The sequence below is a fragment of the Streptomyces sp. Xyl84 genome (assembly GCF_059731885.1).
Map to the genome: position 1 here is coordinate 4,211,087 of NZ_AP029182.1, position 23,519 is coordinate 4,234,605.

The window sequence follows — 23,519 nt, forward strand, 5'->3', positions numbered from 1 at the left end:
TGAGACGTGGGGTGCCCTGTGTGCCGGGGCACCCCACGTCGACGGACGGACCGCCCCGGGGGTACGTCAGCCGGGGCGCGGGGGCAGCTTCGGGCGGGCCAGGTCGGGGACGCCGCCGTAGTCGGGCGGGGTCGCGGCCGGGTGGGAGTCCAGGAGCCGCAGGGCCAGTTCGATGGCGTCGTCCATCCCGACGTGCCGGCCCTCGGCCCAGTCCAGCGGGGTGCGCAGGGCCTCGACGTCGGGAGTGACGCCGCGGTTCTCCACGGACCAGCCGTACGCGTCGAACCAGGCCGCGTTCATCGGCACCGTGATGACCGTGCCGTCACCGAGGCGGTGCCTGCCGGTCATGCCGACCACGCCGCCCCAGGTGCGCTGGCCCACCACCGGTCCGAGCCCGAGCAGTTTGAAGGCGGCGGTGATCATGTCGCCGTCGGAGGAGGTCGCCTCGTCGGCGAGGGCCACGATGGGGCCCCGCGGCGCGTTGGAGGTGTACGACACCGGCTCGGCGTCCCGCGTCAGGTCCCAGCCCAGGATGGTCCGGGTCAGCTTCTCGATGACCAGTTCGCTGATGTTGCCGCCCGCGTTGCCGCGCACGTCGACGATGAGCGCGGGCCGGGACATCTCCATGCGCACGTCCCGGTTGAACTGCGCCCAGCCGGAGCCGCCCAGGTCCGGGATGTGCAGGTAGCCGCACTTGCCGTCGCTCAGCTCGCGGGTGACGGCACGGCGTTTGGCCACCCAGTCCTGGTAGCGCAGCGGCCGGTCGTCGATCAGCGGGACGAGCGCGACCCGGCGCGCGGGGCCCGTGCCCTGCGCGGGCGCGAAGGTCAGCTCCACGGTCGTGCCGCCGGACCCGGCCAGCAGCGGGTAGGGCCCGGCCACCGGGTCGACCGGGCGGCCGTCCACGTGGGTCAGCACGGAGCCCTCGCGGATGCCGGTGCCGGCCAGCGGCGAGCGGGCGCGCGAGTCGGAGGAGTCGCCGGGCAGGATCCGCCGGAGCACCCAGCCGGCGTCGCGGCGCACCAGGTCGGCGCCGAGCAGCCCCTGCCAGCGCTGGTAGTGCGCGGGGCCCTCGTTGCGGCGGGCGGCGGCGACGTAGGCGTGGGAGGTGCCCAGCTCGCCGAGGACCTCGCGCAGCAGGTCGGCGAACTCGTCGGGCGAGGCGACCCGTTCGACCAGCGGGCGGTACTGGGCGAGGACGCCGTCCCAGTCGATGCCGCACATCCGCGGCTCCCAGAAGTAGGCGCGGATCAGCCGCCCCGCCTCCTCGTACGCCTGGCGCCATTCCGCGCCCGGGTCGACGACGTGCATGATCCGGCGTACGTCGATCCAGGTGGTGGTGTCGCTGTCGCCCAGCTCGGTGGAGGGGACGGCGCGCAGGTCGCCCTCGTCGACGACGACGAGCCGGGTGCCGTCGCCGCTGACCGCGAACCAGTCGAGGTGGCCGACGAGTTCGGACTTCTTCGCCTTGCTGATGGTGAAGTACTCCAGGGTGGGCCTGCCCGTCATGTCGTCCGGGTTGGCGAACGTCTCCCCGAGCGCGCCGGAGATCGGCCAGCGCAGCCAGACCAGGCCGCCGCCGGCGACCGGGGCGAGCGCCGAGTACTTGGAGGCGATGACCGGGAAGGGCGTGACCCGGTTCTCCAGGCCCGCCACCTCCACCGTGACGGCGCCGGGCTCACCGCCCTCCTCGTCCTCCACCGGGTCCAGGCCGCCCGCGGCCGGCCGTCCCTCGGGGTTGAGCGCGAAGGGGGAGGGGGTCGCGGAGGAGAGCGGGACCAGGTAGGGCTTGCAGCCCAGCGGGAAGGACAGGTCGCCGGTGTGCACGTCGTACACCGGGTCGAAGCCGCGCCAGGACAGGAACGCCAGGTAGCGGCCGTCCCGGGTGAAGACCGGGTTCTCGTCCTCGAAACGGCCGTTGGTGACGTCGACGACCAGCCGGTCCTTGATCCGGGCCATCTTGATCTGCCGCAGCGTCCGGCCGATCCCGGGATGGGACCAGGTCAGCCAGGCGCCGTCCGGCGAGAAGGCCAGGTCGCGCACGGGTCCGTTGGCGGACCGCACGAGTTCGGTGACCGGCCCGGCCACGGACCCGGGACCGTCGGTGCCCGCGGGCGCCCCCGCGCCCCCGGCGGCGCTGCCGGCCTCCGGGGTGCCGGCCTCCGGGGTGCCGGCCTCCGGGGTTCCGGCATCTGCGCTCCCGGCCTCCGGGGTTCCGGCATCAGGGGTCCCGGCCGTTGGCGTCCTGCCGTCCGCCGTCCCGGCCGTTGGCGTCCCGGTCTCTGGCGTCCCGGTCTCCGGGATCCCGGCCGTCGGGGTTCCGGCCTCCGCGGTCCCGGCATCGGGGGTTCCGGCTGTTGGAGCCCCGGCCTCCGCTGTTCCGCCGTCCGTCGTCCCGGCCGTCGGGGGCCCGCCCTCCACGGTCCCGGGTTCCGCGGTTCCGGCTTCCGGGGTTCCGGCCTCCCGGGTGGCTTCTCCCGGAGGTCCGCCGGTGGCCGGTTCGGTCTGCTCCGCCGTCGTCGCGGGCGGCTCCTCGGATCCGTCCTCCTCCCGGACGTCGAGCAGCAGCAGCCGGCCGTCGTGCGAGGCCAGGGCGAGCCGTTCGCCGTCGGGGTCGGAGACCATCTCCAGCACCCGGCCCAGTTCACCGGAGGCGAGCCGGCGGGGCGGGCGGGCGCCGGAGGCACGGGGCAGGTGGGCGATCTCCACCGCGTCGGCGCCGTCGGCGTCGGTGACGTAGGCGATCCGGCCGCTCTCGCCGAGCATCTCCGGGAGCCGCACGCGGACCCCGGGGGTGTCGGTGAGGGTGCGCGCGGGGCCGTCGCGGTGGGTGAGCCAGTACAGCGAGCCGCGGACGACGACCGCGCTGGCCCGCCCGGTCTCGTCGACCGAGAGGCCGTCCAGGTTCTGGGCGGCGGGCACCGGGTAGCGGCGGCGGCCCGCGCGCGGCCCGCTGAGCCGCACGTCGAGCCGGTGCGGGACCGAGTCCGGGGACAGGTCGTCCACCATCCACAGGTCGCCCGCGCACTGGTACACCACCCGGGCACCGTCGCTGGAGGCGTGGCGGGCGTAGAAGGCGTCGTGGTCGGTGTGCCGGCGCAGGCCGGAGCCGTCGTAGGCGCAGGAGTACAGGTTGCCCACGCCCTCGTGGTCGGAGAGGAAGGCGATGCGGTCGCCGACGAACATGGGGCAGGCCAGGTGGCCGCCGATGTCGGGGAGCAGCCGCTGCCCGTGCAGCCAGAGCCGGCCCGTGGCACCGCCCCGGTAGCGCTTCCAGGAGGCGGGCTCGTGCGGCGGGGTGCCGGTCAGCAGCAGGCTCCTGCGCTCGCCGTCGATCTCACGGGCCTGGAGGTCGGAGACCGGGCCCCAGGGCAGTTTGCGGCCCGGGGAGCCGTCGGTGGCGACCTTGTAGGCCCAGGTGAAGTAGGAGAACGGTTCGCCGTGCGAGGTGACGGCGAGGATCTCGCTGTGTCCGTCCTCCTCCGGCGGCGTCCAGCCGCACACCTGCGTGTCGGAGCTGCCCCAGTACGTCAGCTGGCGGCCCGGTCCGCCGTCCACCGGGACGAGGTGGATCTCCGGGGCGAGGCTGCGCCAGCTGGTGCAGGCGATGTGGCGGCCGTCGGGGGAGAAGCGCGGGTGGCCGGTCTTGGTGCGGTCCACGGTGAGCCGCCAGGCCCGGCCCGCTCCGTCGAGCGGTGCCAGCCAGAGGTCGTCCTCGGCCACGAAGCACAGCAGATCGCCGCTGAGGTGCGGCAGGCGCAGATAGCTCACCTCCTCAATGCTTCGCCCGGGGACCGGCCCCAGCAACCGGAGCACCTGAGAGCCGCGGACAAAGGCTCTTATGCGGACCCGACAGGAGTGACCGAGCGCACGTACGAAACCGTTTCGTTTCGATGCGGGGTGCGCTACATTCGTGTCGTGCGAGAACGACAGCGGGACCGCGTCGTGCGGATCGGGAGGCGGACGGGATGACCGAGGCGGCCAAGGGTGCGGCGGCAGCCGCTCCTCCGGAACCGGTGCCTGCACCGGGGCGCCGCAGCCGGATCACACCCGAACGCGAGGCCGAGCTGTACGCGGCCGTGCTCGACCTGCTTCGCGAGGTCGGTTACGACGCCCTCACCATGGACGCCGTGGCCGCCCGCACCCGCTCCAGCAAGGCCACGCTCTACCGCCAGTGGGGCGGCAAGGCCGAACTGGTCGTCCGGGCCGTCCGGCACGGCAAACCCGGGAAACTGGAGGGCACCGACACCGGATCGCTCCGCGGCGACCTGCACGAACTGATGAGCCGCGAGGACGACTGCACCATGGAGCAGAACTCCGCGCTGATGCGCGGCCTGGCCATGGCGGTGCACTCCAACCCCGACCTCAGACAGGCCTTCCGGGAACAGCTCGTCGAACCGGAGATGGCCGAGTTCCGCAAGCTGGTGCAGCGCGCCGTCGACCGGGGCGAGATCCGCCCGGACTGCCCGGCGCTCGACTTCGTCGTGCACATGCTGGCCGGCGGCTTCGTCGTCCGGGCACTGATCGAGAACCAGCCGCCGACCCAGGCCTTCCTGCGTTCGTACATCGACGCCGTGGTGCTCCCCGCCCTCGGCGCGCCCACCACCTCCTGACACCCCTTCCCCGCGCCCGCCTCCCCGGCGGGCCCGTTGTCCCCAGCAAGCCCACCCTCTGACGTCACCGCTCACGTCGTCGGGCTGATGACCCCTGCCCTGATCCACCCCACGACCTGACCGGGAGTACGCCCACGTGGCCACGTTCCTGTACAAACTAGGACGCCTCGCCTTCAGGCGACGGCACTTCGTCGCGCTGATATGGGTGGCGCTCCTGACACTCGCCGGTGTCGGCGCCGCCTCCGCGCCCCCCGCGGGCAACACCTCCTTCTCCATTCCGGGCACCGAGGCCCAGAAGGCCTTCGACCTGCTGGAAAAGCGCTTCCCCGGCGCGAGCGCCGACGGGGCGACCGCGCGGGTGGTCTTCAAGGCGCCCGGCGGGCAGAAGATGACGCAGGCCGCGAACAAGGCGACCGTCGAGAAGACCGTCAAGGAGCTGTCCGACGGCTCCGAGGTCGCCTCCGTCGCCGACCCCTACACCGGCCACGCCGTCAGCAAGGACGGCACCGTCGCCTACACGTCGGTGAAGTACAAGGTCTCCGGCATGGAGCTGGAGGACTCCTCGCGCACCGCCCTGGAGGACGCGGCGCAGCACGCGCGGGACGCCGGGCTGACCGTGGAGATCGGCGGTGACGCGCTCAACGCCGCTCCCGAGACCGGTGCCACCGAGGTCATCGGCATCGCCATCGCCGCCGTCGTCCTCGTCATCACCTTCGGCTCGCTGCTGGCCGCCGGCCTGCCGCTGCTGACCGCGATCATCGGCGTCGGCATCGGTGTCTCCACCGTGACCGCGCTCGCCAGCGCCCTCGACCTGGGCACCACCACCTCCACCCTGGCCTCGATGATCGGCCTCGCCGTCGGCATCGACTACGCGCTGTTCATCGTCTCCCGCTACCGGGGTGAACTGGCCGAGGGCCACTCCCGTGAGGAGGCGGCGGGCCGGGCCACCGGCACCGCGGGCTCCGCGGTGGTCTTCGCCGGACTCACCGTCGTGATCGCCCTGGTCGGTCTGTCCGTCGTCAACATCCCGATGCTGACGAAGATGGGCGTCGCCGCGGCCGGCACGGTCGTCATCGCCGTCCTCATCGCCCTGACCATGATCCCCGCGCTGCTCGGCTACGCCGGCCGCAGGGTGAAGCCGGCCGGGGAGAAGAGCCGGCTGCTGGGCGGCGGGCGGGCCGCGAAGAAGCCGGCCCGGGCGAACATGGGCACCCGCTGGGCGAGCTTCGTGGTCCGCCGTCCCGTCGCCGTGCTGCTGCTCGGCGTGGTCGGGCTCGGCGCCGCCGCCGTACCGGCCGCCTCCCTCGAACTGGGCCTCCCGGACGACGGCTCCCAGCCCGTCTCCACCACCCAGCGCCGCGCCTACGACCTCCTCTCGGAGGGCTTCGGCCCCGGCTTCAACGGCCCGCTGATGGTCGTCGTCGACGCCAAGGGCAGCCACGACGCGAAGGCCGCCTTCACCGAGGTGACCGACGAGATCAAGGGTCTCAAGGACGTCGTGACGGTCACCCCGGCCCAGCCCAACAAGGCCGGTGACACCGCGACCATCACCGTCATCCCGAACTCCAAGCCGTCCTCCACCACCACCGAGGACCTGGTGCACGCCATCCGCGACGCGGGCAGCGGCATCAAGGACAAGACGGACGCCGAGGTGCTCGTCACCGGCTCCACGGCGATGAACATCGACGTCTCGCAGAAGCTGAACGACGCCCTGTTCCCCTACCTGGCGCTGGTCGTCGGCCTGGCCTTCCTCCTGCTGATCGTGGTGTTCCGCTCGGTCCTGGTCCCGCTGAAGGCGGCGCTCGGCTTCCTGCTGTCGGTGATGGCGGCGCTCGGCGCGGTCGTCGCGGTCTTCCAGTGGGGCTGGCTGTCCGGCCTGATGGGCGTGGAGGAGACCGGCCCGGTCATGTCGATGATGCCGATCTTCATGGTGGGCGTCGTCTTCGGCCTCGCGATGGACTACGAGGTGTTCCTGGTGACCCGGATGCGTGAGGCGTACGTCCACGGCGAGAAGCCGAGCCAGGCCGTCGTCACGGGCTTCCGGCACGGCGCACGGGTCGTCACCGCCGCCGCGGTCATCATGATCGCCGTCTTCTCCGGGTTCATCGGCTCCAGCGAGTCGATGATCAAGATGATCGGCTTCGGGCTGGCGATCGCGGTGTTCTTCGACGCGTTCGTCGTGCGCATGGCCATCGTGCCGGCCGTCCTCGCCCTGCTGGGCCGCAGGGCCTGGTGGCTGCCGAGGTGGCTGGACCGCGCCCTGCCCAACGTCGACGTGGAGGGCGAGGGCCTGCGCGCCCACGACTCCCGGCGCACGGACCCGGACGAGGACCGGGAACCGGCCCTGGCCTGACCGGGCGGCTCCCGGCCGGGAGCGGGCCGCCGGCCGGTGAGGGTCCCGTGGGGACGGCGCACCCTCACCGGCCTTCCCTCTCCGGTCACCAGGACGGCCGAGAGCCGGGGAAAACCCGGTGAGCGGGCGCGGGCCATGTCGTAGCGTGCTCGTCATGACGACGACAGCCGGCACCGACGGCGCCGGGCGACCGGCCGCCCACCCCCGCTTCGCCGAGGCCCTGCGGCAACTGGGGCTCGGCGAGCTGGTGACCGGGATCCGCCGGTTCCCCGACGCCACCCGGACCGCCGCCGAGGCGGCCGCCGCCGTCGGCTGCGAGCTGAGCCAGATCTGCAAGTCGCTGATCTTCGAGGCCTGGGGGTCCCCCCTCCTCGGACCCGGCCGGGAGCCTGGGGCGGGCACCCCGGTGCTCGTGCTGGTGGACGGGGCCTCCAGGGTCGACGTGGAGCGGGTCCGGCAGGAACTGGGCGCGGACAAGGTCACCCGCGCGAAGGCCGGCGTCGTACGGGAGACCACCGGGTACGCCATCGGCGGGGTCCCGCCCTTCGGGCACCGCACGCGGACCCGGGTCCTGGCCGACCGTTCGCTGCTGGAGCACGACGTCGTCTGGGCCGCCGCAGGCACCCCGTACACCGTCTTCCCGATGGAGCCCGGGGCGCTGGTGGCGCGGGCCGGGGCCGTCCTCGTGGACGTGCGCGAGCGCACTTCGTGACCCCGCTGGTCACCGCGGCCGTCCTGCTGGCCGCCGTCACCCACGCCTGCTGGAACGCGCTCGCGCACCGCATCCCCGACAAGCTCGTCGGCTTCACCCTGATCTCCGGCGGCGGGCTGCTCATCGGCGCCGCGCTCGCGCCGTTCACCGCCGTACCGGCGGCGGCCGCCTGGCCGTACCTCGGCGTGTCGGCGGCCCTGCACATCGTCTACTACGCGCTGCTGATGACGTCCTTCCGGCTCGGTGACTTCAGCCAGGTCTACCCCCTCGCGCGGGGCACCGCACCGCTCGTCGTCACGGTCCTGGCCGCCGTCTTCGCCCACGAGGTGCCCGGCCTGTGGGGGAGCGCGGGCATCGCGCTGTCCTGCGCGGGCCTGACCGGCGTCGCGCTGTGGGGGCTGCGCGGGCGCCGCCCGGACCGGACGGCGGTCGGCGCCGCGCTGGCGACCGGCCTGTCCATCGCCGCGTACACGGTCGTCGACGGCCTGGGCGTACGGGCCTCCGGGTCCTCCCTCGGCTACATCGCCTGGCTCATGATGATCCAGGGCGTGGTGATCCCGGCGTACGCCGTCACCCGCCGGCGCCGCCGGACCGCCGCCCTGCTGCGCCCCCACGCCGCCCTCGGCCTGCTCGGCGCCGCCCTGTCCGTCACGGCGTACGGCCTGGTCCTGTGGGCGCAGACCCGTGCCGACCTGGCGCCCGTCTCGGCGCTGCGCGAGTCCTCGATCCTGGTCGGCGCGGCCATCGGCGCCGTCTTCTTCAAGGAGCGCTTCGGCGCGCCGCGGATCGCCGCGGCCGGTCTGCTGGTCGTGGGCATCGGCCTGATGCTGCACGCCGGTTAGGCCCTGGCCCCGCGGGGACTGTGCTGCACGCCGGTCGGGAAGGGAGCACCCTGGAAGGAGGTGTTCGTGGAGGTGATGGTCATGATGAAGACGGCCGTGGGATGGCACGTGGAGCTGGAGTTCGAGGAGGACGGCCAGCACACGCGGGCGGTGGCGCTGGTCCGTCTGCCCGACGGCAGCGAGGTCCGGGCGCACGGCCGGGCCAGCCGGCACCGCACCGACTCCGACCAGCCGCGCGTGGGCGAGGAGATCGCCGGAGCCCGCGCCCTCAACGAGCTCGCCATGGAACTGCTCACCAAGGCGCACGAAGAGATCGACAGCGCGTCGGGCCGCACGTCCTCGCCCATCCACGTCTGAGCGGTGCCGGACGCCGGGACTGCCGGCCGGGCGCGGGGCGGTCAGGCCGGGCGCGCCGTCGCCGTCCGCACCGCCCGTACCAGTGCCTGGGCCCGGGGATCCGCCGTCACGCTCGTACGGAAGCCGTTGGTGACGTAGCCGAAGGCGATGCCCGTGTCCGGGTCGGCGAAGCCGAGGGCGCCGCCGCGGCCGGGGTGGCCGAAGGAGCCGGGGCCGAGCAGCGGGTACGCGCTGCCGTGCAGCATGTACCCGAGGCCGAACCGGGTGCCCACGACCAGCACCCGGTCGGGGCCCGCCGACCGTTCGGCGCGGGCCAGTTCGGTCGTCTCCGGTGCGAACAGGCGCCTGCCGCCGTCCACCTCGCCGATCAGCGCCGCGTAGAAGCGGGCCAGGCCGTCGGCGGTGGCGATGCCGTTGGAGGCGGGCAGCAGCGCCGCGCGGAAGGCTTCGCCGTTCTCGTCGGGCAGCGGGGTGATCGCCGCGAAGGCGCGGCGGGTCAGCGACCCGGGATCGGCGTACGCCTCGGCCACCGCCGGCTTGGGCCGCAGCCGCGGCCCGCCCGCGGCCTCGGGGGCCTCGACCGGTCCGACCCGGCCCACGCGTGCGGCCTCGTGCCCGGGCAGCCCGACCCACAGCCGCGCACCCGCCGGTGCGGCGATCTCGCGCGCTATCCACGCGCCGATCGGTTCGCCCGTCACCCGCCGCACCAGTTCACCGGTCAGCCAGCTGTACGTCTGCGCGTGGTAGCCGTGGTCCGTCCCCGGCTCCCACGCCGGTGCCTGGGCCGCCACCGCACGGGCGCCGAGCGCCGGGTCGGCGGCCTCGGCGGGCGTGAGCGGGCGGTCCAGGACCGGTACGCCCGCCCGGTGGGCGAGCAGGTGCCACACCAGCGTGTGCTCCTTGCCCGCCGCCTTGAACTCGGGCCAGTACGCCCCGACCGGCGCGTCGAGGTCCAGCTCCCCGCGCTGGTGCAGCAGCAGGAGCACGGCCGCGGCGATGCCCTTGGTGGCGGAGCGCACGACCTGCGCGGTGCCCTGCTCCCAGGGCGCGGGGGACTCCTCCGCACCGGGCGCGGCGTCGACGTCCCGGGTCCCGGCCCACAGGTCGACGACCTTGTGCCCGTCCCGGTACACCGCGAGGGCCGCACCCCGCTCGCCGCGTGCGGTGAAGTTCTCGGCGAAGGCCCGCCTGACCGGCTCGAAGCCCTCGGCCACCGCGCCGCTCACGTCCACGCCCACGTCCGCACTCCCGTCACTCATCACTCGTATCCGCCGACCGCCTGCGACAGTGAGTGGAACACGGGCGCTGCGCCTGCGATTCCTCGGGGTCAGGCGTCCGTCGTCACCGAGCGCGGGTCGAATCCGAAGGGGAGCTCCAGGCGGTGGGCGCGCATCAGCGCCTCGTCGCGGAGCAGGGTGCCGGTCGCGTCGTCCGCCGCGATCACCCCGTCGCTGAGGACGAGCGCGCGCGGGCACAGTTCGAGGGCGTACGGCAGGTCGTGCGTGACCATGAGGACGGTGACGTCCAACGAGCGCAGCACGTCGGCCAGTTCACGGCGGGAGGCCGGGTCGAGGTTGGAGGACGGCTCGTCCAGGACCAGGATCTCCGGCTCCATGGCGAGCACCGTCGCCACGGCGACCCGGCGGCGCTGGCCGAAGGAGAGGTGGTGCGGGGGGCGGTCGGCGAAGCCGGCCATGCCGACCCGTTCCAGGGCCGTGCGCACCCGCTGCTCCAGCGCGGGCCCCTTCAGCCCGGCCGCCGCCGGACCGAACGCCACGTCCTCGCGCACGGTCGGCATGAACAGCTGGTCGTCCGGGTCCTGGAAGACGATCCCGACCTTCTGCCGGATCTCGGCCATGTGCTTCTTGCCGACGGGCAGCCCGGCCACCTTCACCGAGCCGGTGCCGCCGCCCAGGATGCCGTTGAGGTGCAGCACGAGGGTCGTCTTGCCGGCGCCGTTCGGGCCGAGCAGGGCCACCCGCTCCCCGCGCGCGATCGAGAAGTCCACGCCGAACAGGGCCTGGTGTCCGTCGGGGTAGGCGAAGGCGAGGCCGGAGACCTCGAGGGAGGGCGCGGCCGGGGAAGCCGGGGAAGTCACAGTCACGGCGTCCATCTCACACCATCCATCCCAGCAGGCAGACGACGAGGGCCGCCGCGGGCAGGGCCAGCGCGGACGACCACTGGGCCCGGGAGGCGGTCACCTCGTCGATGACCGGCATGGAGCCGGTGTAGCCGCGGCTCACCATGGCGAGGTGGACGCGCTCGCCGCGCTCGTAGGAGCGGATGAACAGGGCGCCCGCGGACTTGGCGAGCACGCCCCAGTGCCGCACGCCGCGCGCCTCGAAGCCGCGGGAGGCGCGGGCGATGCGCATGCGCCGCATCTCGTCGGTGATCACGTCGCCGTAGCGGATCATGAAGGAGGCGATCTGCACCAGCAGCGGCGGGAGCTTGAGGCGCTGCAGGCCCAGCAGCAGTTCCCGCAGCTCCGTCGTGCTCGCCAGCAGTACGGACGCGGCGACGCCGAGGGTGCCCTTGGCGAGCACGTTCCAGGCGCCCCACAGGCCGTTCACGCTCAGCGAGAGCCCGAGGACGTGCACCCGCTCGCCCTCGGCCACGAACGGCATCAGCACCGCGAACGCGACGAACGGGACCTCGATCAGCAGCCGGCCGAGCAGGAAGCCGGCGGGCACGCGGGCCACGGCGGCGGTGGCGCCGAGCAGCACGGCGTACAGGGCGAACGCCCACAGGGCCTCGCGCGGGGTCGACACCACGACGACCACGAACGCGAAGGCGGCGGCGAGCTTGGTGTGCGGCGGCAGGGCGTGCACCGGCGAGTTCCCCGGCCGGTGGAGCCGGTGGGCGTGTCCGGCGCCCATGTCAGGCCGCGGCCCGTGAGGAGGGCTCGGCGTCCGCCGTACGGCGCCTGCGGACGACCCAGAAGACGCCGCTGCCGACGGCGACGGTGACGCCGACGCCGATCACGCCCGCGAGGCCGCCGGACAGCCGGGCGTCGGAGACGTCCTTGACGCCGTAGTCGGCGAGCGGGGAGTCGGCGGAGGCGTGCTGCTCCTCCTTCTTGTCGATGCCCTTGTCGTGGGCGACCTTCTCCAGGCCGTCGGGGCTGGCGGAGGCGTAGAAGCTGACGAACCCGGCCAGGACCAGCGAGGTGACCAGGCCGGTGATCCACAGCTTGCGGTGGGACCCCGAGGCGGCGGGGGCCGGGACCGGTGCGGCGGCCGGGGCGTCGACCAGCTCGCCGTTCACCCGCAGCTTCAGGCGCTGCTCCAGGCCGCGCGCCCCGTACACCAGGTCCGGGCGTACGGCGATGACGGCGCCGACGGTGAGCGCGGTGATCGCGGCCTCGCCGATGCCGATGAGGACGTGCACGCCGATCATCGCGGTGGCGACCTTGCCGATCGCCACGTCGGTGGTGCCGCCCACGGCGTAGATCAGGGTGAAGGCGACGGCGGCGGCCGGGACCGAGACCAGCGCGGCCACGAAGGAGGCGACGGTGACGGTGCGGCGCCGGCGCGGCAGCACCTTCACCAGGCCGCGGAAGACGGCGTACGCCACGACCGTGGTGACGATGGCCATGTCGGTGATGTTGACGCCGAGCGCGGTCAGCCCGCCGTCGGCGAAGAGGATGCCCTGCATGAGCAGGACCACCGAGACGCACAGGACCCCGGTGAAGGGCCCCACGAGGATCGCCGCGAGCGCTCCGCCGAGCAGGTGGCCGCTGGTGCCGGCCGCGACCGGGAAGTTGAGCATCTGCACCGCGAAGATGAACGCGGCGACCAGGCCCGCCAGCGGCGCGGTCCGCTCGTCGAGTTCCCGGCGGGCGCCCCGCAGGCTGACCGCGACGGCGCCGGCGGCGATCACCCCCGTGACGGCGGAGGTGGGAGCGTTGATGAATCCGTCAGGCACATGCACCGTTCGATGATAGTGGCCTGTTGCGAACCTCTTGCAAGAGCGAGGCGCTGTGCATCTGCGGGCGTGGAGCGACGCATCGGACCAACAGGAATAAATCGACATATATGGGACATTGGTAAGAAAACCGAAAAGTGCCTCCTGGTGAGGTCACTGAGTGTGAGGGGCCGTCCGATGGCTGTAGTCGAACAGTACGCGCGAGCCCGCATCGTCACCGAGGGCGACGAGTCCGAGGACCACTGTGCCGTCCCGGTCGTCCTGCGCTACGACCCGCGGGACGACCCGCGCGCGGTCCGGATCGCACTGCCCGGCGGGCGTGAGTGGACGTTCCCCCGGTCGCTGCTCGAACAGGGACTGCGCGCGCCGACGGGCACCGGTGAGGTGCGGGTGTGGCCGTGCGGCCGGGTGCAGGCCGTGGTCGAGTTCCACTCGGCGCGCGGCGTCTCGGTGGTGCAGTTCGAGACGAAGACGCTGATCAGGTTCCTGCGGCGGACCTACAGCGCGGCGGCGACGGAGATGGTCCACCGGTAGGGTCCGCGGCCGCCGCGGCGGTCAGCCGCCCTTCTTCAGCAGGGCCGCCACGATCGGGCCCGCGGTGTCGCCGCCGTGGCCGCCCGCCTGCACGACGCCCGCCGCCGCGAGATCACCGCGGTAGGCGGTGAACCAGCCGTTCGGCTTCTTCTGCCCGTCGACCTCGGCGGAGCCCGTCTTCGCGCCGTAGTCCGGGCCGAGCCCGGCCATGGCCTGGGCGGCGGTGCCCGAGGAGGCCGTGTACGCCATCAGTTCCCGCAGCTGGGCCAGCGTGGACGCGGACAGCGTGCGCGAGGCCGTGGCCCGCTTGCGGTGGTCGACGTCCGGGGAGACCAGGTACGGCTGGCGGAAGGTGCCCGAACGGACCGTCGCGGCCACCGACGCCATGTTCAGCGGGTTCATCCGGACCCCGCCCTGGCCGATGAGCGAGGCCGCCTTCTGGGCGGCCGACTGCACCGGCACCGCGCCGTCGAAGGACGGCACCCCGATCGCCCAGTCGTCCCGCGCCAGGCCGAACACGTCCTGGGCCTGCCGGGTCAGGTCGTCGTCCTTCAGCTTGCCCGCCTGGCTGATGAAGGCGGTGTTGCAGGAGCGGGCGAAGCTCGCCTTGAACGTGCCGCCCTTGATCTCGAAGTCGTCGTCGTTGTGGAACTTCCAGCCGCCGTAGGTGAACGTCTTGGGGCACGGGTGTTCCTTGTCCGCGGACGCCAGCCCCTTGTCGATCAGCAGCGAGGCGGTGATGACCTTCATCGTGGAGCCGGGTGCCAGCGAGCCCTGCAGCGCGGTGTCGAAGCCGTGGCCGCTGTTGGCCGCGGCGAGGATCTCCCCGGTGGAGGGGCGCACCACCACGACGGAGGCGCGGTCGCGCCGGGACACCTCCCGCTCGGCGGCCGACTGGAGCGACGGGCTCAGCGTCGTGCGCACCGTGCCCGGGGTGCCCTCGCTCAGTTCGGCGAGGGTCTTGTCCGAGAGCCCGGCCTTCTTCGACGCCTTGCCGCGCACCACCCGCAGCTCGACGCCCGCCCTGCCGCCGGCCGTCCTGCCGTACTTCTCGCGCAGCCCGTCCAGGACCGAGCCCAGCGACGGGTAGGCCGCGGTGGTGATCGCGCCGCCGTCCCGGTCGAGCGCCTTGACCGGCGGGGTGCCCGACTCGCCGGTGACCAGGGTGTCGCCGTCCTTCAGGTCGGGGTGGACGACCGCCGCGTGCCAGTCGACGACCGGGGCGCCGTCGGCCGCGCGGCGCACGACGGTCAGCGCGCTGTCGTACCTCAGCGGCTTGCTCACGCCCTTGTACGCGACCGTCGCCTTCACGGAGAAGGGGACCTTGCCGCCGCTCGGGGTGCCCTGGGTGAGCGTGACGTTCTCCAGGTGCGCGTCCTTGGCGTAGCCGGCCAGCAGCGCGCCGGCCGCCGCGGCGTCGCTGGTGGCGGCCGCGGCCCGGGCCGGCTCGCCCTGCTGCCAGGCCGTCAGGAACCGCCCGGCGGTGGTCTGCGTCTCCAGGGCCGTCACCGGACCGGTCTTCACCTTCTTGTGCGCGCCGGCCGCGGTCCGGCCCTCGGCCTCGGCGCCGCCGCCGGACAGCGTGTAGGCGCCGACCGCGACACCGCCCACGACCACGGCGATCACCCCGCCGACCACGGCGGGACCCGTCCTCCGTCGCTCGGCGACGCGCCTTCTCTTGCCCACTGCCGTCCGTCCTCCGCGATCCCGGGCCCCCGGAGCCCCGCTGCCGTCGTCCTCGTCCGCCCCGGCGTCCCGCGCGCTCCCGCACGGCCCTTGTGCCGCGCGGACGCACGACGTCCACCACCCTAGGGTCCCGTCCCCGGGAGACGGCCGCCGCGAGCCGTCCGTAGCCAACCTGCGACAAACGGCGCGACGGCGCACGCCCGGCGGGGCCGGGTGGCTCACGGAAGGGCGCGGCAGCGGACACGCGCCGGACGCGCCGGCCGGCGCAGAACGCGCTCGCCTCGTCGCCTCCGCGCCCGGCCCACCCCCCCCCGTGCCTGCCCGCGCGGCGCGCTCAGCCGGCCGCGCGCAGTACCGCCGCCACGATCGGGCCGGCCGCGTCGCCGCCGTGGCCGCCCTCCTGGGTCATGGCCGCCGCCGCCACGTCGTTGCGGTACCCGGTGAACCAGCTGTTGGACTTGGCCTGCCCGTCCACCTCGGCGGAGCCGGTCTTCGCGCCGATGCTGCCGCTCAGCCCGGACATGGCGGCGGCCGCGGTGCCGGTCGTGGCGGTGCGGTGCATCATCTGGCGCAACTGGGCGACGGTGCCGGCCGGCAGGCCCTTGGCCGTCGCCAGGGTGCGGTCGTCGAGGCCGGCCGGGACGAGGACGGGCTGCCGGAAGCCGCCCGTCATCGCGGTCGCCGTCACCGAGGCCATGTTCAGCGGGCTCATCTGCACCTGTCCCTGGCCGATCAGGTTGGCGGCGGTGTCCGGGCCGCCGGACGCGGGGACCGAGCCGTCGAAGGACGGGATGCCGGTCTTCCAGTTGTCCCGGCCCAGCCCGAACCGGTCCTGGGCCTCCTCGGTGAGGGAGTCCACCTTGACCTCGTCGGCGTACTTCACGAACGCCGTGTTGCACGAGCGCGCGAAGCTCTCGGAGAGGGTGGCGTGTTCGTTCGGCGTCATGCCCTGGAGGTTGTGGAACGTCTGGCTCTGCCAGACCGCCTTGTCGGGGCAGGGCGCCGGCCCGGAGGCGGTGGTGATGCCGTTGTCGATGAGCGTCGCGGCGCTGATGATCTTCATCGTGGACCCCGGCGCCAGCCTGCCCAGGAACGCCGCGTTGAAGGCGTCGTCGCGGTGGTTGGCGACCGCCAGCACCTCGCCGGTGGAGGCCTTGACGGCCACCACGGAGGACTCGGCGAACTTGGTCACCGCCTTCTCGGCCGCCGCCTGCGCGCCCGCGCTGAGGGTCGTACGGAGCTTGCCGGGGCGGCCCTTGGCGAGGGTGAGGAGCGGGGTCTCGGCGGCCTCCGTGTCCGCGTGGTGGATGCTCAGCTCGAGGGACGGGGTGCCGCCCGCCTTGTCGCCGTACTTGTCGCGCAGTTCGTCCAGGATCGGGCCGAGGGAGGGGTACTTGTCCTTGGTCAGGACGGTGCCGTGCCGGTCCACGGCCTCGATCGGCGGGGCGGCCGAGTCGCCGGTGACGAGCGTGTCGCCCTTCTTCAGCCGCGGGTGCACGAGGGCCGGCTTCCAGTCGACGAGCGCCCGGTGGCTGGTCTCCCCGCGCACCACGGTCAGCGTGCTGCTGTAGGCGAGCGGCGCGGACTTGCCGTCGTAGGAGACGGTCGCCCTGACCGAGAAGGGCACGGTGGTGCCGGAGGCGGCCCCGGGGGAGATCTTCACCCCGGTGATGTGCGCCTCGTGCCCGTAGGAGGACAGCAACTGCTGGGCGTCCTGCGGGAAGTTCGTGTACGTCGCGGCCTTCGCCGCGTCCCCCTGCTCCCAGGCCGCGAAGAACTTCGACGTCGTCTCCTCGACCTCGTCCCGGCTCGGCGGCCCGGTCCTGGCCGGCGCCGGCGCACCGGTGGCCGTGTCCCCCTCCAGCGCGGAGACGAAGTTGTACCCGCCGTACACCGCTCCGCCGGCCAGCACGACGACGACCCCGCCCACGACGGCGGCCTTGGTGCCCTTGCGCATCAGCGCGCTCCTCCCCGGTCCCTCCCTGGTGCCTTCGCCCGCGCGGGTTCGTTGAACGCGTTCAAAGACGCTGCGTGTCTCGCACTGTAGGCGAAACCGGGGCGCCGGTGGCGGCTGTTGCCGGATGGTGTCCGAAGAGAGATCGGCCGATCCGTGTCAGACCCACGTATCCAGCCACATACGGGCCCGCCAGTCGTCGATGGGGATCGCGGTGCCGGTGTAGAGGGGCCAGAAGTAGATGAAGTTCCAGACGACCAGGAGGACCAGGACGCCCGCGCCGGTGGCGCCGGCCACGCGGCGGGTGTCCGGGGCGTCGGGTGGTCCGAGCAGGGCGCCGGCCAGCATGGTGACGGCCAGGCAGAGGAACGGCACGAAGACGACGGCGTAGAAGAAGAAGATCGTGCGCTCCTGGTACAGGAACCAGGGCAGGTAGCCGGCCGCGACGCCGCAGGCGATGGCGCCCGCCCGCCAGTCGCGGCGGAAGAACCAGCGCCACAGCACGTACACGAGAGCGGCGCACGCCGCCCACCACAGCACCGGAGTGCCCAGCGCGAGCACCTCGCGGGCGCACTTGTCACCGGCGCCGGACGGACAGCCCGCCGTACCGGGCGAGGGCGACTCGTAGAAGTACGACACCGGGCGGCCGTCGACGATCCAGCTCCACGGGTTGGACTGGTAGGTGTGCGGCGAGGACAGGCCGACGTGGAACTTGTAGACCTCCGACTCGTAGTGCCACAGGCTGCGCCACCAGTCCGGGAAGAGCCACGACCAGGAGCTGCCGCGGCCGTCCGTCGCCGCCCAGTTGCGGAAGTAGCCGCCGGTGCCGTCGGTGGGGGAGAAGATCCAGCCGGCCCACGACCAGACGTAGGTGACGACGGCGACCGGGACCGTGGCCAGGAACGCCCAGCCCAGGTCGTGGCGGATCACCGCCAGGTACGGGCGCCGGGCACCGGCGGTCCGGCGGGCGCCGACGTCCCACAGCACCGTCATCACGCAGAACGCGACCAGGATGTACAGGCCGTTCCACTTGGTGCCGATCGCCAGGCCCATCATCAGGCCGGCCGCCCAGCGCCAGGGGCGCAGGCCCAGGCGCAGGGTGTCCGCCGTGTGCGCGTCGGGCCGGATCCGGCCGTCCGCGCCGGCGGGCAGGGCGGCGGCGAGTCTTGCTCTGGCCCGGTCGCGGTCGGCCAGCAGGCAGCCGAAGGCCGCAAGGACGAAGAACATCAGCACCCCGTCGAGCAGCGAGGTGCGGCTCATCACGAAGTGCAGGCCGTCCACCGCCATCAGCGTGCCCGCCAGGCAGCCGAGGAAGGTGGACCGGAAGAGCCTGCGGCCGATCCGGCACAGCAGCAGGACCGAGAGCGTGCCCAGCAGCGCGGTCATGAAGCGCCAGCCGAACGGGTCGAACCCGAACATCAGCTCGCCCAGGCCGATCACGTACTTGCCGACCGGCGGGTGCACGACGTACGAGGCGTCGGTGGGCACGGCGACGTGGCCGCCGGTGCTGAGGATCAGGTCGTTGGCGTTCTTGTCCCAGTTGACCTCGAAACCGCGGTGGACGATCGCCCAGGCGTCCTTGGCGTAGTACGTCTCGTCGAATATCACCGCCTTCGGGCTGCCCAGGTGCCAGAACCGCAGCACGCCCGCGAACAGCGTCACCAGCAGCGGGCCGCCCCAGTCCGACCAGCGGGCCAGGCGCGCGCCGAAGGCCGGCGAAAGGCCCAGGGCCGCCCACAGCCGCGGGCCCGGCCGCGAGAACGGCGGCACCAGGCGCTCGCGCACGTCGGCCGCGGGCCCCGCGGGTCGCACGGTGTGGCCGAAACGGCGCAGCCGCTGCTGCCACGCCGGCCGCCGGTCGTGCGGGGCCGGGTCCTGCCGGGAGTCCGTGGAGGACGCGGTACTGGTCACCGCGCCATCGTAGGGAACGGCGCTGTGCGAGTCCCGTGCATGGGCGTGACCGGGTGGGGACGCGTCCGCCGCCGCCCGTGCTTGAGAGGATGGGGGACGTGACAGGAACCCTTGTTCTGGCAGGTACTCCCATCGGCGACGTCCAGGACGCGCCGCCCCGGCTCGCCGCCGAGCTGGCGGACGCGGACGTGATCGCCGCCGAGGACACCCGGCGGCTGCGCCGCCTCACGCAGGCGCTCGGCGTCACCCCGCGCGGGCGCGTCGTGTCCTACTTCGAGGGCAACGAGTCCGCCCGCACCCCGGAGCTGGTCGAGGAGCTGGTGGGCGGGGCGCGGGTGCTGCTGGTCACGGACGCGGGCATGCCGTCCGTGTCCGACCCCGGCTACCGGCTGGTCGCCGCGGCCGTCGAGAAGGACGTGCGGGTCACCGCCGTCCCCGGGCCGTCCGCCGTGCTGACCGCGCTGGCGCTGTCCGGGCTGCCGGTGGACCGGTTCTGCTTCGAGGGGTTCCTGCCGCGCAAGACCGGCGAGCGGCTCGCGCGGCTGCGGGAGGTCGAGGGCGAGCGGCGCACGCTCGTCTTCTTCGAGTCCACGCACCGCATCGAGGAGACGCTCGCGGCGATGGCGTCGGTGTTCGGCGCCGACCGGCGGGCCGCCGTGTGCCGCGAGCTGACCAAGACCTACGAGGAGGTCAGGCGCGGCGGGCTCGGCGAACTGGCCGCGTGGGCGGAGGCGAGCGGGGTGCGCGGCGAGATCACCGTCGTGGTCGAGGGCGCCCCGGACAAGGGGCCCGAGGAGATCGGCGCCGAGGAGCTGGTGCGGCGGGTGCGCGTCCGGGAGGAGGCGGGCGAGCGGCGCAAGGAGGCCATCGCGGCGGTCGCCGCCGAGGCCGGGCTGCCCAAGCGCGAGGTGTTCGACGCGGTGGTGGCGGCCAAGCACTCCGGATGACCCGCCACCCGGCCCGCCGGGCACGCCTGCGCCCCCACGCCGGGCGCGCTCGCGCCTCCAAGCCGGACACGCCGGGCAGCCGGGCGCGCTCGCACCCCCACCCCGGGCGCGCCGGGCGCGCTCGTGCCTCCAAGCCGGACACGCTCGCGCGCCCTCACGCCAGGCACCCCGGGCACACCCGCGCCCCACGCGGCGCGTCCGGCACGCCCGTGCTCACCCGGCCCGGCGGTGACGCTCTCGCCCCCGCCGCGGCGACGCGGCCCCCCCGCACTCCGGGTGAAGCCGTCGGTACGCGCCTTGACGGACGGCGGGCCGCGCGGCGCCGGGAGAGCTCGCTCACACCCCCGCTGAGCAGGGCGTATCTCTCATGAGCGCGCGCCCCATGCGGGAGTAAAGCGACGTTTCGGGAAAGCAAAGCGACACCTGCCGTTCAGGGGACGCTTGGGCAAGCGCCGCCCAAATCGGGTCCAACACTCGGCAGGACCGGTGCGTTCACGCCGGTGGAGGCGTCCACTGGACGGAGGGACGCACCCGTCCCTTCGTCCAGCGGACACGAGGAGCTGGCATGAGTGAGATCGCAGGGCGGGCCGCCCTCCGCGGTTCGGCCACCGCCGTCGTCAACGAGTCGTACTCCTTCGCCTGCATGCGCTGCGGGCACGGATGGGAGCAGTCCTACGAGATAGAGCACCACACGGACGCCGACGGCAACGAGTTCGTGCTGTACGTGGCGGACGGCCGCATCGTGCCGTCGCCGCTGTCGAGGCCCAGCTGCAAGAACTGCGACGGCCACGTCGTCCGCATCATGCGGGCCGGCCGGGTCTCCTCCGCGCAGAGCCATCTGCACGAGCACGAGCAGGCGCGCCACCGGCAGCAGGCGCCCGCGGGACCCGTGACGGGCCCGCTGTCCGAGTCCGCGCCCGGGGAGGAGGCGGCGGCCCGGAAGCCGGAGGAGCACCACTGGCACCTGTCCGACCTGTTGCACCCGTTCCACCGCAAGGAGGGGTGACGGCGCCGGGAGCCTGGCGCCGGGGAACCTGCCGGACCCGGCCGGGCATGCCCCTTCCGTAGGATCGGGGCATGCCCTCGAACGCCGACAAGGCCGACAAGAACGCGGCGCCCCCGCTCCCCGAGCCGCTGCGGATACCGGTCGCCGACTCCCACACCCACCTCGACATGCAGTCCGGCACGGTGGAGGAGGGCCTCGCCAAGGCCGCCTCGGTGGGCGTGACCACGGTCGTCCAGGTCGGCTGCGACGTGCGCGGTTCGCAGTGGGCCGCCGAGACGGCCGCCGCCCACGACAGCGTCCACGCGGCGGTCGCCCTGCACCCCAACGAGGCGCCGCGCATCGTCCTCGGGGACCCCGACGGCTGGTCGCGGCAGGGCGCGCGGCAGCCGGGCGGGGACGCGGCCCTCGACGACGCGCTCGCCGAGATCGACCGCCTGGCCGCCCTGGACCACGTCAAGGGAGTGGGCGAGACCGGCCTCGACCGCTTCCGCACCGGGCCGGAGGGCATGGCGGCCCAGGAGCGGTCCTTCCGCGCCCACATCGAGATCGCCAAACGGCACGGCAAGGCGCTCGTCATCCACGACCGCGACGCCCACGCCGACGTGCTGCGCGTCCTCAAGGAGGAGGGCGCGCCCGAGCGGACGGTGTTCCACTGCTACTCCGGCGACGCGGAGATGGCCGAGGTGTGCGCCCGGGCGGGCTACTTCATGTCCTTCGCCGGCAACGTCACCTTCAAGAACGCCCAGAACCTGCGGGACGCGCTCGCGGTGGCCCCGCTGGAGCTGGTCCTGGTGGAGACCGACGCCCCCTTCCTCACCCCGGCGCCCTACCGCGGACGGCCCAACGCCCCCTATCTCGTGCCGGTGACGGTGCGCGCGATGGCCGCGGTGCGGGGCATCGGCGAGGACGCGCTGGCCACGGCCCTCGCCGCCAACACCGCACGCGCCTTCGGCTACTGACACCGCAGGCGTCCGGCCCGCCTGGACACGGAGCGTAGCGGCGCCGCTTTGGAGAGTGACCATTGCTCCGCTAGGTTCTGGGGACCCTGATCTCGGTCCCAGGAGTGTGTCGGTTGAGCAGCACGCCGTACGAGACGTACGAGGCGTACGAACGCCGCGGCGCGTATGAGCGGCCCACGCCGTACGAACGCTACGCACCGTCTCCGCCGTACCCGCCGCAGGGACCCCACGGGACGGCGTACGAGCCGCAGGGACCGGCGTACCGGACGCGCGAGGCCCGCGAGGCCGAGGCGCGGGGGGCCGGTGAGGCGGCAGGGGCCTACGAGACGTCCGCCCGGGTGCACGAGCCGCCGTCCGGGCACCCCGTGGATCCGCACCCCGCGCCGGCCCCTCCCTACCAGGACACCTACCGGCCCGCCTACGAAGCCGCCGCCCGGTCCTCCGCCGTCCGGCCGTCCGCGGCCGCCCCGGCCGGGCCGCCCGTCGCCGCCCCGGTGGTGCCGCGGCAGACGGGCGGCCGGGGCGGGCGCCGGCGTGCGCGGCGGCGCGGTCCGCGTCCCGCGTACCTGCCGGAGGCGGGCGTGCGGCGGCTGCTGCCGCAGGCCCTGGTGGTCGCCTTCCTGGCGGGCGGCACCACCGCGTTCGTCGCCGACGACAAGGCGGTCGACCTCAGCGTCGACGGCAGTCCGCGCAGCCTGCACACCTTCGCCGACGACGTCTCGGAACTGCTCGCCGACGAGGGCGTGCGCATCGGGGAGCACGACACGGTGGTTCCGGCCCCGGGCGCGGCGCTCACCAGCGGCGAGGAGGTCGTGGTGCGCTACGGGCGTCCGGTCCGGCTCACGCTCGACGGACACCGGCGCGAGGTGTGGACGACGGCGCGCACGGTGGAGGGAGCGCTCAGGGAGTGGGGAGTGCGCGCGGAGGGCGCGTATCTCTCGACCGCGCGCTCCCGGCCCATCGGACGCGCCGGACTCACGCTCGACGTCCGCACCGAGCGCGCCGTCACGATCATGGCGGACGGCCGTCCGCGCACCGTCCGCACCAACGCGGCGACCGTGCGGGAGGCGGTCGAGCAGGCCGGGGTCACCCTGCGGGGCCAGGACACCACCTCCGTCCCGCCGGACAGCTTCCCGCGCGACGGGCAGACGGTCACCGTGCTGCGGATCACCGGCGGCCGCGAGGTGCGCGAGGAGGCGATCCCGTTCCTCACCCGGCGCACCGCCGATCCCACCCTGTTCCGCGGAACCGAGGTCGTCGAGCAGACCGGACGGCCCGGGGTGCGCCGGGTCACGTACTCCCTGCGCACCGTCAACGGCGTGCGGGAGCGGCCGCGGCGCGTGGACTCCGTGGTGGTGCGCGTGCCCCGCACGCAGATCGTGAAGGTCGGCACCCGGCCGCACCCGCCGTCGGTGCGCGGCGCCGACCACCTCAACTGGCAGGGGCTGGCGCAGTGCGAGTCCGGGGGCAGGCCCGACGCCCAGGACCCGTCCGGCACCTACGGCGGCCTCTACCAGTTCGACCAGGGCACCTGGCACAGCCTCGGCGGCACCGGCCGCCCCCAGGACGCCCCGGCCGAGGAGCAGACGTACCGGGCGAAGAAGCTCTACGTCCGCCGGGGCGCCGCACCTTGGCCGCACTGCGGCGACCGCCTGCACTCCTAGGAAAGGCGACCGCCCGCACCCCTGGGAAGGCGTCCGCCCGTGCTCGGGGAAAGAGGA

18 protein-coding genes are annotated in these 23,519 nt (G+C 73.9%); 10 read left to right on the top strand and 8 right to left on the bottom strand.

Going from position 1 to position 23,519, the window contains the following annotated elements; genetic code table 11:
- Positions 1-66 precede the first annotated feature (66 nt).
- Positions 67-3,771: a S41 family peptidase gene (locus AC6I72_RS18370; protein ID WP_498002016.1), complete on the bottom strand. Its 3,705-nt coding sequence runs from the start codon at positions 3,769-3,771 to the stop codon at positions 67-69.
- Between the two features lie 197 nt (positions 3,772-3,968).
- Between AC6I72_RS18370 and AC6I72_RS18375 the strand changes: the two genes are divergently transcribed.
- The 5 genes from AC6I72_RS18375 to AC6I72_RS18395 all read left to right on the top strand — a co-directional run bounded on the left by AC6I72_RS18375 (position 3,969) and on the right by AC6I72_RS18395 (position 8,877).
- A complete protein-coding gene (locus tag AC6I72_RS18375; protein ID WP_498002017.1) occupies positions 3,969-4,613 on the top strand; it encodes a TetR/AcrR family transcriptional regulator in 645 nt (214 codons plus the stop codon).
- A gap of 136 nt (positions 4,614-4,749) precedes the next feature.
- A complete protein-coding gene (locus tag AC6I72_RS18380; RefSeq protein WP_498002019.1) occupies positions 4,750-6,966 on the top strand; it encodes an MMPL family transporter in 2,217 nt (738 codons plus the stop codon).
- A 154-nt stretch (positions 6,967-7,120) separates the two neighbouring features.
- The gene (locus AC6I72_RS18385) at positions 7,121-7,678 is read left to right on the top strand and encodes a YbaK/EbsC family protein (RefSeq protein ID WP_498002020.1); all 558 of its coding nucleotides are present in this window, start codon (positions 7,121-7,123) and stop codon (positions 7,676-7,678) included.
- A complete protein-coding gene (locus AC6I72_RS18390; protein WP_498002022.1) occupies positions 7,675-8,520 on the top strand; it encodes an EamA family transporter in 846 nt (281 codons plus the stop codon). Before AC6I72_RS18385 ends, AC6I72_RS18390 begins: the two co-directional genes overlap by 4 nt.
- Positions 8,521-8,601: 81 nt before the next feature.
- Positions 8,602-8,877: a DUF1876 domain-containing protein gene (locus tag AC6I72_RS18395; protein ID WP_498004731.1), complete on the top strand. Its 276-nt coding sequence runs from the start codon at positions 8,602-8,604 to the stop codon at positions 8,875-8,877.
- Between the two features lie 41 nt (positions 8,878-8,918).
- Here the strand turns inward: AC6I72_RS18395 and AC6I72_RS18400 are convergent, their stop codons facing one another.
- From AC6I72_RS18400 to AC6I72_RS18415, 4 genes are all read right to left on the bottom strand, one after another.
- Positions 8,919-10,136 (bottom strand): serine hydrolase domain-containing protein, encoded by a 1,218-nt coding sequence (locus tag AC6I72_RS18400; protein WP_498002024.1) that lies wholly within the window; start codon positions 10,134-10,136, stop codon positions 8,919-8,921.
- Between the two features lie 68 nt (positions 10,137-10,204).
- Positions 10,205-10,990: an energy-coupling factor ABC transporter ATP-binding protein gene (locus tag AC6I72_RS18405; RefSeq protein WP_498002025.1), complete on the bottom strand. Its 786-nt coding sequence runs from the start codon at positions 10,988-10,990 to the stop codon at positions 10,205-10,207.
- Position 10,991: 1 nt separating this feature from the next.
- On the bottom strand, positions 10,992-11,753 hold the full coding sequence (gene cbiQ / locus AC6I72_RS18410) for a cobalt ECF transporter T component CbiQ (RefSeq protein ID WP_498002027.1): 762 nt from the start codon (positions 11,751-11,753) through the stop codon (positions 10,992-10,994).
- Between the two features lies 1 nt (position 11,754).
- The gene (locus tag AC6I72_RS18415; protein WP_498002028.1) at positions 11,755-12,807 is read right to left on the bottom strand and encodes an energy-coupling factor ABC transporter permease; all 1,053 of its coding nucleotides are present in this window, start codon (positions 12,805-12,807) and stop codon (positions 11,755-11,757) included.
- Positions 12,808-12,978: 171 nt separating this feature from the next.
- Here AC6I72_RS18415 and AC6I72_RS18420 point away from each other — a divergent pair, with 171 nt between their 5' ends.
- Positions 12,979-13,335 (top strand): SsgA family sporulation/cell division regulator, encoded by a 357-nt coding sequence (locus AC6I72_RS18420; protein WP_498002030.1) that lies wholly within the window; start codon positions 12,979-12,981, stop codon positions 13,333-13,335.
- Positions 13,336-13,356: 21 nt separating this feature from the next.
- On the opposite strand, the gene AC6I72_RS18425 is transcribed toward AC6I72_RS18420, so the two are convergent.
- From AC6I72_RS18425 to AC6I72_RS18435, 3 genes are all read right to left on the bottom strand, one after another.
- Positions 13,357-15,021, bottom strand: coding sequence for a penicillin-binding transpeptidase domain-containing protein (locus AC6I72_RS18425; protein ID WP_498002032.1), 1,665 nt, complete (start codon positions 15,019-15,021; stop codon positions 13,357-13,359).
- Between the two features lie 334 nt (positions 15,022-15,355).
- On the bottom strand, positions 15,356-16,978 hold the full coding sequence (locus AC6I72_RS18430) for a penicillin-binding transpeptidase domain-containing protein (RefSeq protein WP_498002034.1): 1,623 nt from the start codon (positions 16,976-16,978) through the stop codon (positions 15,356-15,358).
- A gap of 156 nt (positions 16,979-17,134) precedes the next feature.
- Positions 17,135-18,886 (bottom strand): dolichyl-phosphate-mannose--protein mannosyltransferase, encoded by a 1,752-nt coding sequence (locus AC6I72_RS18435; protein ID WP_498002035.1) that lies wholly within the window; start codon positions 18,884-18,886, stop codon positions 17,135-17,137.
- Between the two features lie 98 nt (positions 18,887-18,984).
- Between AC6I72_RS18435 and rsmI the strand changes: the two genes are divergently transcribed.
- The 4 genes from rsmI (at position 18,985) to AC6I72_RS18455 (ending at position 23,462) form a co-directional block, all read left to right on the top strand.
- On the top strand, positions 18,985-19,833 hold the full coding sequence (gene rsmI, locus AC6I72_RS18440) for a 16S rRNA (cytidine(1402)-2'-O)-methyltransferase (RefSeq protein WP_498002036.1): 849 nt from the start codon (positions 18,985-18,987) through the stop codon (positions 19,831-19,833).
- Positions 19,834-20,398: 565 nt separating this feature from the next.
- A complete protein-coding gene (locus tag AC6I72_RS18445; protein ID WP_498002037.1) occupies positions 20,399-20,839 on the top strand; it encodes a hypothetical protein in 441 nt (146 codons plus the stop codon).
- Between the two features lie 71 nt (positions 20,840-20,910).
- Complete coding sequence (locus AC6I72_RS18450; RefSeq protein WP_498002038.1) at positions 20,911-21,798, top strand: TatD family hydrolase; 888 nt, start codon at positions 20,911-20,913, stop codon at positions 21,796-21,798.
- Between the two features lie 113 nt (positions 21,799-21,911).
- A complete protein-coding gene (locus AC6I72_RS18455) occupies positions 21,912-23,462 on the top strand; it encodes a resuscitation-promoting factor (protein WP_498002040.1) in 1,551 nt (516 codons plus the stop codon).
- Positions 23,463-23,519 lie beyond the last annotated feature (57 nt).

What these genes read in the sequence shown, in the direction of transcription:
- AC6I72_RS18375 (WP_498002017.1), top strand. Translation starts at nt 3,969, where the DNA reads ATGACCGAGGCGGCCAAGGGTGCGGCGGCAGCCGCTCCTCCGGAACCG.
- AC6I72_RS18385 (WP_498002020.1), top strand. Translation starts at nt 7,121, where the DNA reads ATGACGACGACAGCCGGCACCGACGGCGCCGGGCGACCGGCCGCCCAC.
- AC6I72_RS18395 (WP_498004731.1), top strand. Translation starts at nt 8,602, where the DNA reads ATGATGAAGACGGCCGTGGGATGGCACGTGGAGCTGGAGTTCGAGGAG.
- AC6I72_RS18400 (WP_498002024.1), bottom strand. Translation starts at nt 10,136, where the DNA reads ATGAGTGACGGGAGTGCGGACGTGGGCGTGGACGTGAGCGGCGCGGTG.
- AC6I72_RS18405 (WP_498002025.1), bottom strand. Translation starts at nt 10,990, where the DNA reads ATGGACGCCGTGACTGTGACTTCCCCGGCTTCCCCGGCCGCGCCCTCC.
- cbiQ (WP_498002027.1), bottom strand. Translation starts at nt 11,753, where the DNA reads ATGGGCGCCGGACACGCCCACCGGCTCCACCGGCCGGGGAACTCGCCG.
- AC6I72_RS18420 (WP_498002030.1), top strand. Translation starts at nt 12,979, where the DNA reads ATGGCTGTAGTCGAACAGTACGCGCGAGCCCGCATCGTCACCGAGGGC.
- AC6I72_RS18430 (WP_498002034.1), bottom strand. Translation starts at nt 16,978, where the DNA reads ATGCGCAAGGGCACCAAGGCCGCCGTCGTGGGCGGGGTCGTCGTCGTG.
- AC6I72_RS18445 (WP_498002037.1), top strand. Translation starts at nt 20,399, where the DNA reads ATGAGTGAGATCGCAGGGCGGGCCGCCCTCCGCGGTTCGGCCACCGCC.
- AC6I72_RS18450 (WP_498002038.1), top strand. Translation starts at nt 20,911, where the DNA reads ATGCCCTCGAACGCCGACAAGGCCGACAAGAACGCGGCGCCCCCGCTC.